General features: G+C 51.6%; 12 protein-coding genes. 5 read left to right on the top strand and 7 right to left on the bottom strand.

Annotated features, from left to right (window positions below):
* Window positions 1-55: 55 nt before the first annotated feature.
* The gene (gene ccp / locus QZF50_RS06830) at window positions 56-1,453 is read right to left on the bottom strand and encodes a cytochrome c peroxidase (protein ID WP_000784805.1); all 1,398 of its coding nucleotides are present in this window, start codon (window positions 1,451-1,453) and stop codon (window positions 56-58) included.
* A gap of 404 nt (window positions 1,454-1,857) precedes the next feature.
* Here ccp and QZF50_RS06825 point away from each other — a divergent pair, with 404 nt between their 5' ends.
* On the top strand, window positions 1,858-3,507 hold the full coding sequence (locus QZF50_RS06825; protein WP_000934218.1) for an alpha,alpha-trehalase: 1,650 nt from the start codon (window positions 1,858-1,860) through the stop codon (window positions 3,505-3,507).
* A 50-nt stretch (window positions 3,508-3,557) separates the two neighbouring features.
* Here QZF50_RS06825 and QZF50_RS06820 read toward each other — a convergent pair whose 3' ends face one another.
* Window positions 3,558-4,160 carry a response regulator transcription factor gene (locus QZF50_RS06820; RefSeq protein WP_001472478.1) on the bottom strand — a complete coding sequence of 201 codons (603 nt, stop codon included), beginning with the start codon at window positions 4,158-4,160 and terminating at the stop codon, window positions 3,558-3,560.
* Window positions 4,161-4,679: 519 nt separating this feature from the next.
* Here QZF50_RS06820 and QZF50_RS06815 point away from each other — a divergent pair.
* From QZF50_RS06815 to QZF50_RS06805, 3 genes are all read left to right on the top strand, one after another.
* On the top strand, window positions 4,680-5,579 hold the full coding sequence (locus QZF50_RS06815; protein ID WP_001307449.1) for a LysR family transcriptional regulator: 900 nt from the start codon (window positions 4,680-4,682) through the stop codon (window positions 5,577-5,579).
* Window positions 5,580-5,627: 48 nt separating this feature from the next.
* The gene (gene yhjD / locus QZF50_RS06810) at window positions 5,628-6,641 is read left to right on the top strand and encodes an inner membrane protein YhjD (protein ID WP_000191257.1); all 1,014 of its coding nucleotides are present in this window, start codon (window positions 5,628-5,630) and stop codon (window positions 6,639-6,641) included.
* A gap of 410 nt (window positions 6,642-7,051) precedes the next feature.
* Window positions 7,052-8,374, top strand: coding sequence for an MFS transporter (locus QZF50_RS06805; protein ID WP_001149003.1), 1,323 nt, complete (start codon window positions 7,052-7,054; stop codon window positions 8,372-8,374).
* 233 nt (window positions 8,375-8,607) lie between these two features.
* On the opposite strand, the gene QZF50_RS06800 is transcribed toward QZF50_RS06805, so the two are convergent.
* Window positions 8,608-10,668, bottom strand: coding sequence for an AsmA family protein (locus QZF50_RS06800; protein WP_077899903.1), 2,061 nt, complete (start codon window positions 10,666-10,668; stop codon window positions 8,608-8,610).
* 69 nt (window positions 10,669-10,737) lie between these two features.
* Window positions 10,738-11,505: a cyclic-guanylate-specific phosphodiesterase gene (gene pdeH, locus QZF50_RS06795; RefSeq protein WP_001295219.1), complete on the bottom strand. Its 768-nt coding sequence runs from the start codon at window positions 11,503-11,505 to the stop codon at window positions 10,738-10,740.
* 231 nt (window positions 11,506-11,736) lie between these two features.
* Between pdeH and kdgK the strand changes: the two genes are divergently transcribed.
* Window positions 11,737-12,666: a 2-dehydro-3-deoxygluconokinase gene (gene kdgK, locus QZF50_RS06790; RefSeq protein WP_001296796.1), complete on the top strand. Its 930-nt coding sequence runs from the start codon at window positions 11,737-11,739 to the stop codon at window positions 12,664-12,666.
* A gap of 95 nt (window positions 12,667-12,761) precedes the next feature.
* Here the strand turns inward: kdgK and QZF50_RS06785 are convergent, their stop codons facing one another.
* The 3 genes from QZF50_RS06785 to hmsP all read right to left on the bottom strand — a co-directional run bounded on the left by QZF50_RS06785 (window position 12,762) and on the right by hmsP (window position 17,936).
* Complete coding sequence (locus QZF50_RS06785) at window positions 12,762-14,258, bottom strand: pitrilysin family protein (protein ID WP_001163149.1); 1,497 nt, start codon at window positions 14,256-14,258, stop codon at window positions 12,762-12,764.
* A gap of 220 nt (window positions 14,259-14,478) precedes the next feature.
* The gene (dctA, locus tag QZF50_RS06780; RefSeq protein ID WP_000858214.1) at window positions 14,479-15,765 is read right to left on the bottom strand and encodes a C4-dicarboxylate transporter DctC; all 1,287 of its coding nucleotides are present in this window, start codon (window positions 15,763-15,765) and stop codon (window positions 14,479-14,481) included.
* Window positions 15,766-15,947: 182 nt separating this feature from the next.
* Complete coding sequence (gene hmsP, locus QZF50_RS06775; RefSeq protein ID WP_001266306.1) at window positions 15,948-17,936, bottom strand: biofilm formation regulator HmsP; 1,989 nt, start codon at window positions 17,934-17,936, stop codon at window positions 15,948-15,950.
* Window positions 17,937-18,014 lie beyond the last annotated feature (78 nt).

Genomic DNA, 18,014 nt, shown 5'->3' with positions numbered 1-18,014 from the left:
CTTTATTATCGTAATAAAAATCGCCCAAACATTCCTGTTCGGGCGATCAAATTAATTATTGTTTATCCTGCATATACGGCGTGTACACCCCGTTCAGACTGTGCAGGAAAGCTACGATATCATCCACATCCTCCTGCGGCAGCTCTTTGCCTACCTGATAGCGCAGCATCAGTTTCACCGCCCCGTCCAGCGTCGGCACGTCACCGCGATGGAAGTACGGTGCCGTTAAAGCAACGTTACGTAAACCGGGTACTTTCTGACGCAATTTATCACGCTCTTCTTTAGTCACATTCATACGACCAATATCCGCCGCCGTAATTTCCCCAAAGTTAAAGTCTTTTTTCAGCCCCAACGGTTCAAAGGAACGTCCGCCGAGAATAATACCACCATGACAAGTTGCACATTTATTATCTTTAAATAATTGATAGCCTTTTTTCTGTTGCGCCGTCAGCGCATTTTCATCTCCACGCAACCATTTATCAAATGGGGAATCCGGCGTAATTAATGTTTTCTCAAATTCAGCAATGGCATCAGTAATATTTTCGCCACTGAAACCTTGCGGATAAACTTCGAGGAACTGCGCTTTAAGCTGCGGATCTTTTTCCAGCTTAGCAATAATTTCGTCCCAGGATTTCGACGCCATTTCAATCGGGTTCAACGGCGGTCCACCTGCCTGATCCTGCAATGTTGCCGCACGACCATCCCAGAACTGCTCAACGTTAAATACTGAGTTAAATACCGTCGGCGCGTTAATCGGCCCAACTGCGCCACCAACACCAATCGATGTTTTTCTGCCATCGACGCCCCCCGCATTCAACGCATGGCAATGAGCGCATGAAATGGTGCTATCAGCCGATAAACGGGGATCGTGATACAGCGCAAAGCCCAACGCCACTTTTTGCGCATCGGTAGGCAGTTTTTGCGGGATGGGCTGCACCGGTTCATTGCGATGCTCCGGAGCAGTATCATTGCTGGCGTAATATTCCGCGCGCTGTTTTGCAATCCAGGCCAGTATTTCCGCCCGCTCTTCATCACTCACCTTACCCGCCCAGTGTAGCGCGGTATAACGCGTTGGTGGCATAGTTTCATACTGCATCACCCATTCAATCTTATTCAGATCGCTTTGCGAAACGGGTTTATCAGCCAGCAGTGCCGCACGCACGGCCTCGAGGTTAAAAGATTTATATCCAAGCTTAATGTCGTAATCCATCAACTGTTTCGCGCCAGGAATATAATAATAGGCGGGTAATTCTGCCGAAGGTGTGTGGCAATAGTCGCATCCTTTTTCGCGGAGAAAGCCTAAAACCTTATTATTTTCACTGACAGCAGATGCCTGAACATCGGCCTGTTTACTGCGTTTATTATCGTCGTACCACACATAACCAGATAACCCTAAATAGCAAATCGCGACGCCAGCCAGGCCGATCGCGGTAATACGTGAGACCATTTTCATTATTCTTCCCTCACGGTGGTGAGTTATTGTGACCCAGAAAATTTTCCAGAATGCTGCAAACGTCTCTGCGAGACAAAGCCATCATAAAAAACAGGGAGATACGCTTTTTGATAGGAATCAATCAATTACATGAATATAAACTATCAATAAGATAGCCTGTGCCTATTACCCAGATCAGGAATGGCATATCATGATTGCGGCGAGAGCAGGATTGAATGTTCTGAAAATGAAAAACAACACGAAATCCGTATTTTTATAAATTCCATGGATATTAGTGCGTTATATTTTTTGACAGGTTAATAAACGTGATCCACCGCACGCTTTGTCGCCCACCAGGCGGAGCGAATGACTACCCTTAAAGAAAAGCCCGATAATTAGCGACGAATTTCGGAGGTTGGATCCTTATGCTCAATCAGAAAATTCAAAACCCTAATCCAGACGAACTGATGATCGAAGTCGATCTCTGCTATGAGCTGGACCCGTATGAATTAAAACTGGATGAGATGATCGAGGCAGAACCGGAACCCGAGATGATTGAAGGGCTGCCCGCCTCTGATGCGCTAACGCCTGCCGATCGCTATCTCGAACTGTTCGAGCATGTTCAGTCGGCGAAAATTTTCCCCGACAGTAAAACCTTTCCCGACTGCGCACCCAAAATGGACCCGCTGGATATTTTAATCCGCTACCGTAAAGTGCGCCGTCATCGTGATTTTGACTTGCGCAAGTTTGTTGAAAATCACTTCTGGCTGCCGGAGGTCTACTCCAGCGAGTATGTATCGGACCCGCAAAATTCCCTGAAAGAGCATATCGACCAGCTGTGGCCGGTGCTAACCCGCGAACCACAGGATCACATTCCGTGGTCTTCTCTGCTGGCGCTACCGCAGTCATATATTGTCCCGGGCGGCCGTTTTAGCGAAACCTACTATTGGGATTCCTATTTCACCATGCTGGGGCTGGCGGAAAGTGGTCGGGAAGATTTGCTGAAATGCATGGCCGATAACTTCGCCTGGATGATCGAAAACTATGGTCACATCCCCAACGGCAACCGCACCTATTATTTGAGCCGATCGCAACCACCGGTTTTTGCGCTGATGGTGGAGTTGTTTGAAGAAGATGGTGTACGCGGTGCGCGCCGCTATCTCGACCACCTTAAAATGGAATATGCCTTCTGGATGGACGGTGCAGAATCGTTGATCCCTAATCAGGCCTATCGCCATGTTGTGCGGATGCCGGACGGATCGCTGCTCAACCGTTATTGGGACGATCGCGACACGCCGCGTGACGAATCCTGGCTTGAGGACGTTGAAACCGCGAAACATTCTGGTCGCCCGCCCAACGAGGTGTACCGCGATTTACGCGCGGGAGCGGCCTCAGGTTGGGATTACTCTTCCCGTTGGCTGCGTGATACTGGTCGTCTGGCGAGCATTCGTACCACCCAGTTCATCCCCATCGATCTGAATGCCTTCCTGTTTAAACTGGAGAGCGCCATCGCCAACATCTCGGCGCTGAAAGGCGAGAAAGAGACAGAAGCGCTGTTCCGCCAGAAGGCCAGTGCCCGTCGCGATGCGGTAAACCGTTACCTCTGGGATGATGAAAACGGCATCTACCGCGATTACGACTGGCGACGCGAACAACTGGCGCTGTTTTCCGCTGCCGCCATTGTGCCGCTCTATGTCGGCATGGCGAACCATGAACAGGCCGATCGTCTGGCAAACGCCGTACGCAGCCGGTTACTGACACCTGGCGGGATTCTGGCAAGCGAGTACGAAACCGGTGAACAGTGGGATAAACCCAATGGCTGGGCACCGTTACAATGGATGGCAATTCAGGGATTTAAAATGTATGGCGATGACCTTCTGGGTGATGAAATCGCGCGCAGCTGGCTGAAAACGGTGAATCAGTTCTATCTGGAACAGCACAAAATGATCGAGAAATACCATATTGCCGATGGTGTTCCCCGCGAAGGCGGCGGTGGCGAGTATCCGTTGCAGGATGGGTTTGGCTGGACTAACGGTGTGGTACGCCGTTTAATTGGTTTGTACGGCGAACCATAATATTTTTACAGCCAGCCGCTAACTTCCTGCTGGCTGTAAAATTATCCTCTTCAGGAGGAGATATTTAACATCATTGCCGCCTGGGTGCGATTTTTCACTTCCAGACGGCGATACAGGGATTCCAGATGCGCTTTTACCGTTCCGGTACTGATATTCAGCGCTCTGCCGATCTCCTTATTTGATTCGCCCGCCGCTAACATGGTTAAAATCTCCCGCTGGCGGGCGCTTAACGATTTGAGATCTTTAATGTCCTTTTCCGGCGTCGTCCGCCAGTCTCCAGGCAGAAACATCATCCCCATCGCCGCACTATTTACCGCCAACGCAAATGTCTCGACGGTTGAATCACGAGGCACAATGGCCAGCACATTAAAATGAATAACTTCCTGTAACCACCGTTTATTGCAATCCGTCGCCGTGATTAACACCTTAACCTCAGGAAACTGCACCACGGTTTTTTGCAGCAACCAGTAGCAAAACTCACCATCCTGATCGCCATCGAGCATAACTAAGGCTTCAGGGTAACTTTCCAGCTTTTGCCATAACTCGTCTGCCTGACTGGCCCCCTGAATATTCACTCCTGGAATACGCTGCTGTAAACTGATTTTCATTCCATGAATAAATATTGACTGCCTGTCAAACATGACTATTTGCATAACTGAATCTCCACCTGAATACGTTAAAAAGACTTAAGTAGTGGAAGGGTATTACCCGCGAGAAAAAATAAGAATTCGCCATTTGGCGGTGGCCATTCTACAGAGATGACGCGTAGAAAATAGTTACCGATATAAATAGTTACAGCTAAACGCCTGAAATTACATGTCGAGGGCACTATTTAAAACAATTTTGAGGATTTCCTTATATTGGTGGTTAGTACGCATGCAATTAAAAATGAAACTCCGCGACCACAAGCAAAAATAACAAACGGCAATGAGACAAAAATAAGCACAAATAGCCAACACGTCCTCTATTCACTTTAAAGGGAATCGCTGAAAAATACGCTCTGTTTAGGGGGATTCACCTTTCTCAGAAAGCTATTCCGCCCTTTTCCTGCTGAGAAATCGCCACATTCGTCATGACAACATTGTGAAACCCGGCATTAGATGTTAGAAAAAACAATAAACAATGCGATATGCGCGTTACTGTTTCGCTGTGAACAACAATCGGTCAAAGAAATGGATAAAATTCACGCAATGCAGTTGTTCATCAAAGTCGCGGAGCTGGAAAGTTTTTCCCGCGCGGCGGATTTCTTTGCTTTGCCAAAAGGAAGTGTTTCGCGCCAGATACAGGCACTGGAACATCAACTTGGCACCCAGCTTCTCCAGCGCACCACGCGACGGGTCAAACTCACGCCAGAAGGCATGACCTATTATCAACGAGCAAAAGATGTGTTGAGTAATCTCAGCGAACTGGACGGTCTCTTTCAACAGGATGCCACCAGTATCAGCGGTAAATTACGCATCGACATCCCGCCAGGAATCGCGAAAAGCCTGTTACTGCCGCGCCTGTCGGAATTTCTCTATCTGCATCCGGGAATTGAGCTGGAACTGAGTAGCCATGACCGTCCGGTAGATATTCTTCATGATGGTTTTGATTGCGTGATACGCACTGGCGCGTTACCGGAAGATGGCGTTATCGCCCGTCCCCTCGGCAAACTGACCATGGTCAACTGTGCCAGTCCGCACTATCTGACGCGCTTTGGTTATCCGCAAAGCCCCGATGATCTGACTTCACACGCAATAGTGCGTTATACACCGCACCTGGGTGTACATCCGTTAGGTTTTGAGGTTGCCAGCGTTAATGGCGTCCAGTGGTTTAAGTCTGGCGGCATGTTGACGGTAAACAGTAGCGAAAACTATCTCGCCGCCGGTCTTGCCGGTCTGGGGATTATTCAGATCCCGCGCATTGCCGTGCGCGAAGCCCTGCGTGCCGGGCGGCTTATTGAAGTGTTGCCAGGCTACCGTGCCGAGCCGCTCTCCCTTTCGCTGGTTTACCCGCAGCGTCGGGAGCTTTCCCGGCGTGTAAACCTGTTTATGCAGTGGCTGGCTGGCGTAATGAAAGAGCACCTGGACTGACCGACTATACTTTTTAAGAATGACCACGACAGAAGGACAAAAGAGCGGATGACGCAGGAAAACGAGATCAAACGTCCCACCCAGGATCTGGAGCACGAGCCGATTAAGCAGTTGGATAATAGCGAGAAAGGCGGCAAAGTTAGCCAGGCGCTGGAAACCGTCACCACTACTGCCGAAAAAGTCCAACGCCAACCGGTTATTGCGCACCTGATTCGCGCGACAGAACGCTTTAACGATCGGCTGGGTAACCAGTTTGGTGCGGCTATCACCTATTTCTCATTTTTATCGATGATCCCGATTTTGATGGTGTCGTTTGCCGCAGGGGGCTTTGTGCTGGCCTCCCATCCGATGTTGCTACAGGATATCTTCGACAAAATTCTGCAAAACATCAGCGATCCGACGCTAGCCGCCACGTTGAAAAACACCATCAACACCGCCGTTCAGCAGCGTACGACTGTAGGGCTTGTCGGCCTGGCGGTGGCGCTTTATTCTGGCATCAACTGGATGGGTAACCTGCGTGAAGCGATTCGTGCCCAGTCGCGCGATGTCTGGGAACGCTCGCCGCAAGATCAGGAGAAGTTCTGGGTAAAATATCTGCGTGATTTTATTTCACTGATTGGTTTGTTAATTGCGCTGATTGTGACGCTGTCGATCACCTCGGTTGCCGGTTCGGCGCAGCAAATGATTATTAGCGCCCTGCACCTGAACAGCATTGAGTGGCTGAAACCGACGTGGCGGTTGATTGGCCTGGCGATTTCCATCTTCGCCAACTATCTGCTTTTCTTCTGGATCTTCTGGCGGTTGCCGCGCCACCGTCCGCGCAAAAAAGCCCTGATTCGCGGAACATTTCTGGCTGCTATTGGTTTTGAAGTGATTAAAATCGTGATGACTTACACCTTGCCATCGCTGATGAAATCCCCCTCTGGCGCAGCATTTGGTTCCGTGCTGGGGCTGATGGCATTTTTCTACTTCTTCGCCCGTTTGACGCTGTTTTGCGCGGCGTGGATTGCCACCGCCGAATATAAAGACGACCCGCGAATGCCAGGGAAAACGCAGCCTTAAAATAGGCCGGATGCGGCGTAAACGCCTTATCCGGCATACGATTTTATTCGGCCTGGCTCCCCGTAGGCCGGATAAGATGCGCCAGCATCGCATCCGGCTATAATGCGCACATAACCTCTTGAAACTCTTCCCCAGAGCCTCTTCAGCCATCTATTTGGGAGCAAACAATTTCATTCCAACTCATAACCCCAGCATATAAATCCAGTTGGTAACTTTTATTTAACCTGAAACCAGTTTTATCCACTATTTATAAAATTATGTGAAGCATTTCATAGAAGAAAAATCACTGGCCTAAACATTATCCCCTTTTTGCCTGGTTTTTGACCATTTCCGCGATTTGTTACACATTGAAATATCACTTTTGCTGTGCGTAATATGGCTATTCGTTAGCCAAAAAATAAGAAAAGATTATGCAAGCAACAGCCACAACACTCGACCACGAGCAAGAATACACGCCAATCAACTCGCGTAATAAAGTCCTTGTCGCCTCTCTCATTGGCACGGCCATTGAGTTCTTCGACTTTTACATTTACGCCACTGCGGCCGTTATTGTGTTTCCGCATATCTTCTTCCCGCAGGGCGATCCAACGGCAGCAACGCTACAGTCGCTCGCCACCTTCGCCATCGCCTTCGTCGCGCGCCCCATTGGCTCTGCCGTTTTTGGTCATTTTGGCGATCGCGTTGGGCGTAAAGCGACGCTGGTCGCCTCGTTGCTAACGATGGGGATTTCGACCGTGGTGATTGGTCTGCTGCCGGGCTATGCCACGATTGGTATTTTCGCCCCGCTGCTGCTGGCGCTGGCTCGATTTGGTCAGGGTCTGGGCTTAGGCGGTGAATGGGGCGGCGCGGCGCTGCTGGCGACTGAAAACGCCCCACCGCGCAAACGTGCACTGTATGGCTCCTTCCCACAGCTGGGCGCACCGATTGGCTTCTTCTTTGCCAACGGCACTTTCTTGCTGCTTTCCTGGCTACTGACCGACGAGCAGTTTATGAGCTGGGGCTGGCGTGTGCCATTTATCTTCTCGGCGGTGCTGGTCATTATCGGCCTGTATGTTCGCGTGTCGCTGCATGAGTCGCCGGTGTTTGAGAAAGTCGCTAAAGCGAAAAAACAGGTGAAGATCCCGCTGGGTACGCTGCTGACCAAACATGTTCGCGTAACCGTACTGGGTACGTTCATTATGCTGGCAACCTATACGCTGTTTTACATCATGACGGTCTACTCTATGACCTTCAGTACCGCCGCCGCGCCAGTTGGGCTTGGCCTGCCGCGTAACGAAGTGTTGTGGATGCTGATGATGGCAGTTATTGGTTTTGGCGTGATGGTGCCAGTCGCCGGATTACTGGCTGATGCCTTTGGTCGCCGTAAAAGCATGGTAATTATCACCACGCTGATCATCCTGTTCGCGCTGTTCGCCTTTAACCCGCTGCTCGGTTCTGGCAACCCGATTCTGGTTTTTGCCTTCCTGCTGCTGGGGTTAAGTCTGATGGGGCTGACCTTCGGGCCGATGGGCGCGCTGTTACCAGAGCTGTTCCCAACAGAAGTGCGTTACACCGGAGCATCGTTCTCTTACAACGTAGCGTCGATTCTCGGGGCTTCCGTTGCGCCGTATATCGCAGCCTGGTTGCAGACTAACTACGGGTTAGGTGCGGTGGGGTTATATCTGGCGGCGATGGCTGGCTTGACGTTAATCGCCCTGCTGCTGACCCATGAGACGCGACATCAGTCGTTGTAAGTATCGTGTGGGCAGCCACCCTCACCCCAGCCCTCTCCCTGAAAGGGAGAGGGAGAAAAGCGGAGCGAGATGTTATATCGCGAACATAACAGCCCTCCCCCAGAAAGTGAACGGAAAAGCGGTACTCGTTGTTTCAACACGCACAAAACAGTCCCCTCGCCCCTTTGGGGAGAGGGTTAGGGTGAGGGGAACACGCTGCTCCCGAACTCACCAGCAAACACAATCCAACCTCATCACTTCTTCATCTGCGACAATATCGTCCGACACTGATTAGCCTCCCCTTCGGAAGGTGAGATCAGTGCCAGTAACGCCGCCGCCGGTGTTACCAGCGTTGCCAGTGCCGCAGCAACAGCACCACGGGCAATCAACGGCCCGGCTTTCACCCCAGCCTGCGGATTTTTAAACGTCCCACGCACATACAGCGGCGAACGCAGTGTGATAATCCGAATCCCTTTACTCTCCGGATCAATAGTCAAATCCAGCTGTTCCGAAGCAAAACTTGCCGTGCCGGTAACATTAATCAACGCGTTCTCAGTATCGAAAGCAAAAATCTGCGGGCGCGCCACGCCGTTGGCAATATTCAGATTCGCCGCCGCGCAGTTCACCCGCACCTCATCGTCACCAAATATCGCACCGACAATGTAGTTGCCGACATTCAGCCCAACAATCTCCATCAGGTTGCGGCTCACCAGCCCGTCATTCATCAACAGTTTCAGGTTGCCGTTACTGTTGCCTAAAAGCGCCGCCACCGAGTTACCGCTACCGCGTAGTTCCGCGTCACCGTTCATTTCCCCCAGCGTCTTCTGCATCAGTTCCACATCGGGCATCAGTTCTTTCAGTTTCAGTCGACGAGCCTGAATATCTGCCCGCCCCTGCATCGGCTTTTTATCGCCTTCCAGATGGATATTCGCCGCAATGCTGCCGCCCGCCATGCCAAATTTCAGCAGTTGCAGGCGCAGGTCAGCATTTTTGAGGATGATATGAGTAGAAAGATCGCTAATCGGCAGGCTACTGCCATGCTCAATGCGCCGCCCTTTGAAGCGAACATCGGCATCCATAACGTCCCATTTATCGGTTTCGAAGCGGTCATAAGGCAGCACTTTGCCCGCAGGCTGAACGCTTTTTTCGCCCTTCTTCTGTTCAGACCGTTTCGACTTTTCTGCCCCTTTCCCGGAGTCAACGCCAATTAACGGTCCCAGGTCCGCCAGCCGCAATTGCCGCGACTCGACATCACCTTCCAGTTTTGGTCGTGGCTTTCCGGTGGTGTAGACCAGAGAACCGTGGATATCGCTATCGCCAATTCGCCCATTAAAACCGCGATAATCAAAGACCGACGATTTTTCAGTGTCGATTTTCGCTACCAGCCGACCATCCGTTTCAAACGGCGGGGTATCGGGCAGCAGAACGCCCGTCAGTTCATAGAGATCACCCAGTGAATCGCCAGAAAATTTAAGCCGTAAATCGACACCGCCCATCTTCATTGGGTCATTCACGACGCCATCAAAAGCAACACGGGTGTTACCAGAGCGGAAATCAGCCTGTACCGGAAACGGCGTCCCTTCGCCACGCAGCGCCAGCATACCGCCTATTTTTCCCGTACCCGTGAGCGGTTCACCGTTATAACGTCCCTGCGCCTTCAGGCCAAAAACGTAATCGCCCACCTTTTCTTTATCCGCTTTACCTTTCGATCCAGTAACTTCGCTGAACGGCAGCGGCTTGCCTAACGGATCAACAAAAATCTCCAGATCCGCTTTGCTTACTTTGTCATCAATGGCGATCCGCCCTTGATCGAAAAGAATATTATCCAGCCGAAACGACCATGCCGACGGCTTTGCATTCGCGTCTTTGTTATCATCGTTGGCGAGATTAAACGTCCAGTTATTGTTCTTTTCGGAGAGGCGAATCAGGCGCGCGTCGGGCTTTTCGAGCTTGATCCACGGCAGCCAGACCGTTTTGGTCAGCAGCGCCAGCGGGGCCAGCGTTGCCTCTACGCGTGGCAAATGCACCATCGTGACTTCGGGAATATCCGGTGGATTGCCAAGAATGATGTCTTCCGCGTGTACATGGGGCCACGGCACCCAGCTGCGCCAGCCAGTTTCTTGTTTTTGCCGCTCCCACACCACGCCCAGATCGCCACGGATAGCGAACGGACGATTCAACTCCGCAGAGACTTTCTGGTTGATGGTCGGTTTGAGTCGATTCCAGTCAAAAGTTGCAATCAAAATGATCGCCACGACAATCAACAACAAGAAAGCCCCTGAAATCGCAGCGGTTATTTTGCCTGCCTTGCTCATCGTTCGCTTCCTCATATTCTTCCTGTGCCAGTCCTAAAGATAGTCCAGCCAGGCGGAAAATGAGGCAGCTTATAGCGCCAGAACCGCCGTATTCAGCGTTTCTATCGGTGCCGGGCGTGAAAGAAACCAGCCTTGTGCGGCGAATGCGGGCGAGTTCTGAACATCACGCCACTCTTCCGGTGTTTCTACGCCCTCGACAATCACCCCGCGACAATAGCGATTCATTAGATGTAAAAGCTGAGAAAAGAGTGTGCGGCCTTCCGGCGACTGACGCAGCATCACGAACAGCTCTCGCGCGATTTTGATGTAGTCATAACGCACTTCACTTAGCGCAGAGAAATTTGCCATCCCGGTACCAAAATCATCCAGCCACAGCGGGCCAAATTCACACATCGAGGCAAAGGTTGAATCTTTCGGCAGACGGATATGCTCCACCAGTTCGAAACGCAGCCAGGGAAGACGCTCAATCTGGCGCAGGATTTTTGGTTGCTGACGCAGGGCGATGAGCGTAGGGCCATCAATATTGACCGATGCCAGCAGGCCGTGCTCTATAAAGAAGTCGGCTTTTTGCGCCAGCAAATCAATCTGCTCTTTCACAACCTCCATCCGATGGCTGACGGTGATTTCAGTAAAATAGCGATCCGGCGGCAGGCGTTGCGAAGGGTTCAAGGGATGCGTGACCACCGTTAATAGCTCCACGGCCATTAACCGTCCGCATGTTTGATAGATCGGCTGCCAGGTGTAAGCACGCTCACACTGCAACCAAAAACGCCGTTCCTGCAAGCTCTCGATGCTTGCTTCAGGGTTGCTTATTCGCTGGATAACCTGCCTTATCATCAAAGATGTCCTGTGTTTAAAAGTGATGCTGCCCGGACTCGACAAAGATTATCGGCGCGCAAGGGCAGAACTTTACCGCCTGGCCGGGGTAAATTTCCTCACTCCACAACGGAATCTTTCAGGAATACGTTCTGGCTCAAAAAAATAATGGAACACTGTTTTAATATGGTTGACCAGCAAACCACCACAGCGCAAACTAACGCTAATTTTTTACAGATCAGGTTCACGACTATGTCCAAAAAGATTGCCGTGATTGGCGAATGCATGATTGAGCTTTCCGAGAAAGGCGCGGACGTTAAGCGCGGTTTCGGCGGCGATACCCTGAACACTTCCGTCTATATCGCCCGTCAGGTCGATCCTGCGGCATTAACCGTTCATTACGTAACGGCGCTGGGAACGGACAGTTTTAGCCAGCAAATGCTGGACGCCTGGCACGGCGAGAACGTTGATACTTCCCTGACCCAACGGATGGAAAACCGTCTGCCGGGCCTTTACTACATTGAAACCGACAGCACCGGCGAGCGTACGTTCTACTACTGGCGGAACGAAGCCGCCGCCAAATTCTGGCTGGAGAGTGAGCAGTCTGCGGCGATTTGCGAAGAGCTGGCGAATTTCGATTATCTCTACCTGAGCGGGATTAGCCTGGCGATCTTAAGCCCGACCAGCCGCGAAAAGCTGCTTTCCCTGCTGCGCGAATGCCGCGCCAACGGCGGAAAAGTGATTTTCGACAATAACTATCGTCCGCGCCTGTGGGCCAGCAAAGAAGAGACACAGCAGGTGTACCAACAAATGCTGGAATGCACGGATATCGCCTTCCTGACGCTGGACGATGAAGACGCGCTGTGGGGTCAACAGCCGGTGGAAGACGTCATTGCGCGCACCCATAACGCGGGCGTGAAAGAAGTGGTGGTGAAACGCGGGGCGGATTCTTGCCTGGTGTCCATTGCTGGCGAAGGGTTAGTGGATGTTCCGGCGGTGAAACTGCCGAAAGAAAAAGTGATCGATACCACCGCAGCTGGCGACTCTTTCAGCGCCGGTTATCTGGCGGTACGTTTGACGGGCGGCAGTGCGGAAAACGCGGCGAAACGCGGGCACCTGACCGCAAGTACCGTTATTCAGTATCGCGGCGCGATTATCCCGCGTGAGGCGATGCCAGCGTAAACGCAGCATATGCAAAAGGCTGGATAAAGTGTTACCCCTCTATCCAGCTCATCCATAAATACCTGATGGTTGTGCTAACTCATCACCATCAGGCATTACTGTGCAGGTGGAATATCCGTCACTTCAGGATGTACGTCATCCGTGGCGACAGAGGTGGCGGCAGCAGCAGTCGATGGGGCCATGATTTGATCCCAGGCCGCCTGCAACGCTTTCATGTTAAATTCCGGCTCGCCTTTCGGCTGCAGCAGTATTAACGCCATATCATTCGACAACTGCTGACGCAGATCCTGATTTAACATCTCCACCGTCAGGCTGTTAAGGAAATCCTGCCGCAGTTTCTGATACTGCTCCGGCGCGATATCGACGACCTGATTTTGCAACGAACGCATCCGCTGACCCATCAGAATATCGGTATCAGCCCGCGCATAGGCGGCAAACAGTTTCTGCAGCTCCAGTTTCTTTTGCGCCACTAACGCATTGAACTCTTCTTCCGGCAGACCTTTATCGCGAACCTTCGCCAGTTCACGCGCCACCAGATTAAGGTTGCTGTTCAGCTTGTCGTTTGGTGATTCGATGTTGATGGCACACTGCGCACGCAGATACAGCACACGGCAGTCAAATCCAAGACCGATGTCTTTGCTGTTACTGGCGCTTAACGCTTGCTGAACATGCCAGAACAGCGCCTCGCGGGCCAGGTCCGCACGCCAGTAGCGCAGCAGTGCGGCTGATTCACGAATCGGCTGCCACGGCGTATCCCACATGATAGATAACCGGTCCTGACGCACCGCGTCAGTCATAATACTCACCGCTTCCGCACGCAGCGGAGAAAGCGTCGGCACCGGAGCTGGCGTTTCACGTTTGCCTTTCAGTTCGCCAAACGTTTTGTTTATTTGGTCGACAACCGAGCGCGCATCCACGTTTCCCACCACCAGTAGCGTCATTGCATCCGGGGTGTACCATTTCTGATAGAAATCTTTAATTTTTTCCGCTTCAACGGGTTGTTTCAGCGGATCGGCAGGATCGTGACCTAACAAGGTTGATCCTTTCAGACGATAACGCCACCAGCCCTCTTTAGTATCGGCAGGCCAGGTTGCCACCATGTCCTGACTTTGCAGCGCGTGGCTGATGGTTTCTGGCGTGATAGTCAGTTTGCCAGTGGCATTTGCCAGGTAAGAGAGCGCCTCTTTCAGCAAATCGTTACGGTTATTGGGCAAACTCAGATTAAACAGCGTAGTGTCATACGAGACAATTACCGGCGGCATCGGGCGTTTAGGGTCGATCCCCTGCTGCCACAATGAACGCGCCTGTGCTGCGTCAAGGCCACCGCTTTGCGTTAGCGCAATACGAGGGATGGCGTGACTGTAACCGCTCTGTTGTGTACTTTCGGCGAGCGAACCGGTATTAACCAGCAGGCGAATTTCAACACGATCGCTGGGACGCTGGGGGGTGGTCAGCACTTGCCACTGTAAACCGTTGGAAAGCGTCCCCTGTTGCCATGCTGGATCAGGCTGGAGCGCATCTGCCTGCACATAGCCAGCAGTGGCCATCATCAGCAAACCGCCCGCTAAAAGTCGAATTTTTGTGCCCTGCATGTGAACCCCTGATCAACTATCCTGGTAATAAAAAAACTGCCCGTTGTCGGTCAGTCTAAATGACGTTAAAAACACTTCGTGTTAGACCGCAAGAACATGAAAATGTCACGGAAGAAGTGAAATAAACCTGAACTCACCCAGGTGGTAAGTTCAGGCACAGGGGTCAATTATGCGCAAACACCCGCACTCGGGGAAGGGAGTGCGGGCATAAGTGATGAGATTAAGAGGATAATTCGTGCGTTTTGCCATCCGGCGCACGATTATTCAGCACATCGTCCAGTTTTTTGTGGTCCAGTTCTTTCACCCACTTAGCAACGACAATGGTCGCTACGCCGTTACCGACCAGGTTAGTCAGCGCACGAGCTTCTGACATAAAGCGGTCGATACCGAGGATCAGCGCCAGACCCGCTACCGGCAAATGGCCCACCGCAGAGAGCGTCGCCGCCAGCACGATAAAGCCACTACCCGTTACCCCTGCCGCCCCTTTAGAAGAAAGCAGCAACACGATTAACAGCGTGATTTGGTGGACGATATCCATCTGACTGTTAGTGGCCTGGGCGATAAACACCGCCGCCATTGTCAGGTATATCGATGTGCCATCAAGGTTAAACGAGTAGCCTGTCGGGATGACCAGCCCCACCACCGATTTGCGGCAGCCGAGTTTCTCCATCTTGTCGAGCATACGCGGCAGCGCCGACTCGGAAGATGAAGTCCCCAGTACAATCAGCAGTTCTTCACGGATGTAGCGGATAAATTTGAAGATACTGAAACCAGTCGCTTTAGCGATTGAACCCAATACCAGCACCACAAACAGGATACAGGTAATGTAGAAACAGATAATCAGCTGCCCCAGTTGCACCAGTGTGCCGACGCCGTATTTACCGATGGTAAACGCCATTGCCCCGAACGCACCAATAGGCGCCAGACGCATGATCATATTGATGATGCCGAAGATGACCTGCGAGAAACTTTCGATGACGTTAAAAATCAGTTGGCCTTTGCTGCCCAGACGGTGGAGCGCAAAACCAAACAGTACGGCAAACAGCAGCACCTGCAGAATGTTACCGCTGGCAAATGCGCCAATGACGCTCGCCGGGATGACATCCATAATGAAGGCGACAATGCCCTGGTCTTTCGCCTGATCGGCGTAAACCGCTACCGCTTTCGCATCAAGCGTTGCCGGATCGACGTTCATTCCGGCACCAGGCTGCACGACGTTAACGATGATAAGACCAATAATCAGCGCGATGGTACTGACAATTTCAAAGTAAAGCAGTGCGACTGCGCCGGTACGACCGACCGCCTTCATGCTTTCCATGCCCGCAATGCCCGTTACGACGGTACAAAAGATGACAGGAGCGATGATCATCTTAATGAGCTTAACGAAGCCGTCGCCAAGCGGTTTCATTTGCTCGCCTATTTCAGGATAGAAATGGCCAAGGAGAATACCAATGGCTATCGCTGTCAGGACCTGAAAGTAAAGGCTTTTAAACAGAGAGGTTTTCATAGGGTGTCCTTTAGTAAAACCACAGGTCTTGTAAGGTTATGGGGTACCTGCGGCCTTAAAATAACACCCAGACAACATCACAGAAATGTACCTGGATCATAATTGAAACAAAAAGGTTAAAAAGTTTGAGCTGGCTCGCACAAACCAGCACTTTTTAAAGTTTTGTAATCAGTTTGGGGTAGCTACTTTTCTTCCAGGTAACTCTCTTCGAAGATTTCAATAGGGAGTGGGCGAGCAAAAAGGAAGCCCTGGGCAATACCAACGCCCGCTTTTGCCAGCCAGTCGCGTTGTGCTTCAGTCTCCACGCCTTCGGCAATCATTTGTAAGTTCAGGCTCTGCGCCAGCATGATAATTGCAGCAATCATGCTGCTATCTTCCGGCAAGCCTTCAACAAACATTTTGTCGATTTTCAGTACGTCGATTGGCAACGATTTCATATGCTGCAGCTGACGCAGCCCTGCGTAGCCCATGCCGAAATCATCCAGCGCCACCCGAACTCCGGCATTGCGCAGCGGACGGAGGATTGCCACCGCAGCATGAGGGTCGTCAATACGTCGGCTTTCTGTCACTTCCAGAATCAGTGTTCCCGGCTGAATGCGATAGCGGGTTAACAGTTCCAGCATATCCGCCACCATATTTGGGTGCATCAGTTGCAGCGCAGAGAGGTTTACCGACAAGGGCAGCATAATGCCGCGCTCTTGCCAGGCTGCAAGCAATCGACAGGACTCTTCCAGCACCCAGTGACCGACGGTAACCATCAGCCCACAGCACTCAATGCGATCGATTAAGCCATCCGGCAGGTCCCAACTGCCATCCGGTTGCTGGATACGCAGTAACACTTCCGCACTGACCAGTTTACCGCTGGTCATCTCGACCTGTGGCTGTAACCAAATTGCAAACTGATGATTTTCCAGTGCATTAAGGATATCGCTCTCTTCCGTCAACCGCTTCTGGGCGGCTTCCATCTGCTGCGGATCAAAGAACTGAATCTGATTCTTGCCTTTATGGCGAGCGGTAAATGCCGCAGAAATAGCGCGACTGTAAAGCTGTTCGGCGGTGAGATCGCCGTAGAACATCGCCACGCCAATGCTACAGTGCGGACGGAGTTGAATACGTTCAATCGGCAGGCGCTCGCTCATGATAGTGAGCACTTGCTGACCTAAGGTGATTGCGTGCCACGGTTCCTGTACACCGTTGGCAATGACAGCAAAGTCATAACCGCTAATCTGCGCGAGGATCATACGTGGCGACAGTACCGATTTGAGTTTTTCCACCAGCGTCAGCAGCAGAATTTCTCGTTGCGCCTCTTTCAGCACGCCCGCAGTATCACGCAGGGTTTCACAGGTGATGATCATCAGCGCGGTGGTTTGTTTACGCGCGACAACCTGCTCCAGCATCTCCATCAGCAAGGCTTTGTTCGGCAAATCCGACACCGGGAAGCGCATCGCATTTTCGTTCTGTTCTTCATAATGGCGCTGCAGCAATTGCTGGTTGAGGTTGTAACTGCGCACCAACATACCGATTTCATCGTCCTGATGCAGACGCGGTAATGCCAGTTGGTGACCAACAAGCTCCTGGGCTGGGATGGCGTTAAGTTCGCGAGCAATATTGCGTAACGGATGCAAAATCAGGCGGTTAATGCACCAGCTGATGGCGACGGTCAGGATAAGCGACAAAAGTAAGTAAATGGTCACTAACGTTGAGAGGGTGCTCATCACGAACTTATACATACGGAAGGAATCCGCCTGTAGTACCAGATAGGCAATTGGCTGCGGGTTTGCCGGACGTTCGAGCGAGTAAACGCCCAGCGAGATTTGAACCGGTAGCTCAAACAGGCGAGTAACCATTACCGGCACCGGGCGCTCTGGAATAAAACTTTTACGCAGCGCCTGGAACTGGTTAGGCAGCACTACATCGGCACGGCTGACCACGCCTGCCGGTTTAATGCTGGCAAGAATAGCTTCCGCTTCGGGAATATCGCCTTTCAAAATAGCTGAAGATAAGGGTTCGCGGACAGAGCGAGCAATGCTTTCCAGTTGCGTAGCCGTGTTATAGCGATTCTGTTGGACCAGATGGAACAGCAAAACGGTGCAAAAAATAAAAACGAACACCAGGACAACGGCTGCCACCATTGCCATCTGCTTGATTGTTAACGAGCGACTTACGCGCAAATTGTCTCCCCCCGGAAATCCCAGATTGCCGCCCGAGTATACCCGATCGCAGCGGCATTAAGAGAGGCGCTATCTGAA

It is taken from the genome of uncultured Escherichia sp., from assembly GCF_948475835.1.
Lineage (GTDB): Bacteria > Pseudomonadota > Gammaproteobacteria > Enterobacterales > Enterobacteriaceae > ECMA0423.
This window is presented reverse-complemented; position numbering and strand designations above follow the sequence as displayed.

Coding starts and splice junctions, on each gene's coding strand:
- ccp (WP_000784805.1), bottom strand. CDS start 1,453: ATGAAAATGGTCTCACGTATTACCGCGATCGGCCTGGCTGGCGTCGCG.
- QZF50_RS06825 (WP_000934218.1), top strand. CDS start 1,858: ATGCTCAATCAGAAAATTCAAAACCCTAATCCAGACGAACTGATGATC.
- QZF50_RS06820 (WP_001472478.1), bottom strand. CDS start 4,160: ATGCAAATAGTCATGTTTGACAGGCAGTCAATATTTATTCATGGAATG.
- QZF50_RS06815 (WP_001307449.1), top strand. CDS start 4,680: ATGGATAAAATTCACGCAATGCAGTTGTTCATCAAAGTCGCGGAGCTG.
- yhjD (WP_000191257.1), top strand. CDS start 5,628: ATGACGCAGGAAAACGAGATCAAACGTCCCACCCAGGATCTGGAGCAC.
- QZF50_RS06805 (WP_001149003.1), top strand. CDS start 7,052: ATGCAAGCAACAGCCACAACACTCGACCACGAGCAAGAATACACGCCA.
- QZF50_RS06800 (WP_077899903.1), bottom strand. CDS start 10,668: ATGAGCAAGGCAGGCAAAATAACCGCTGCGATTTCAGGGGCTTTCTTG.
- pdeH (WP_001295219.1), bottom strand. CDS start 11,505: ATGATAAGGCAGGTTATCCAGCGAATAAGCAACCCTGAAGCAAGCATC.
- kdgK (WP_001296796.1), top strand. CDS start 11,737: ATGTCCAAAAAGATTGCCGTGATTGGCGAATGCATGATTGAGCTTTCC.
- QZF50_RS06785 (WP_001163149.1), bottom strand. CDS start 14,258: ATGCAGGGCACAAAAATTCGACTTTTAGCGGGCGGTTTGCTGATGATG.
- dctA (WP_000858214.1), bottom strand. CDS start 15,765: ATGAAAACCTCTCTGTTTAAAAGCCTTTACTTTCAGGTCCTGACAGCG.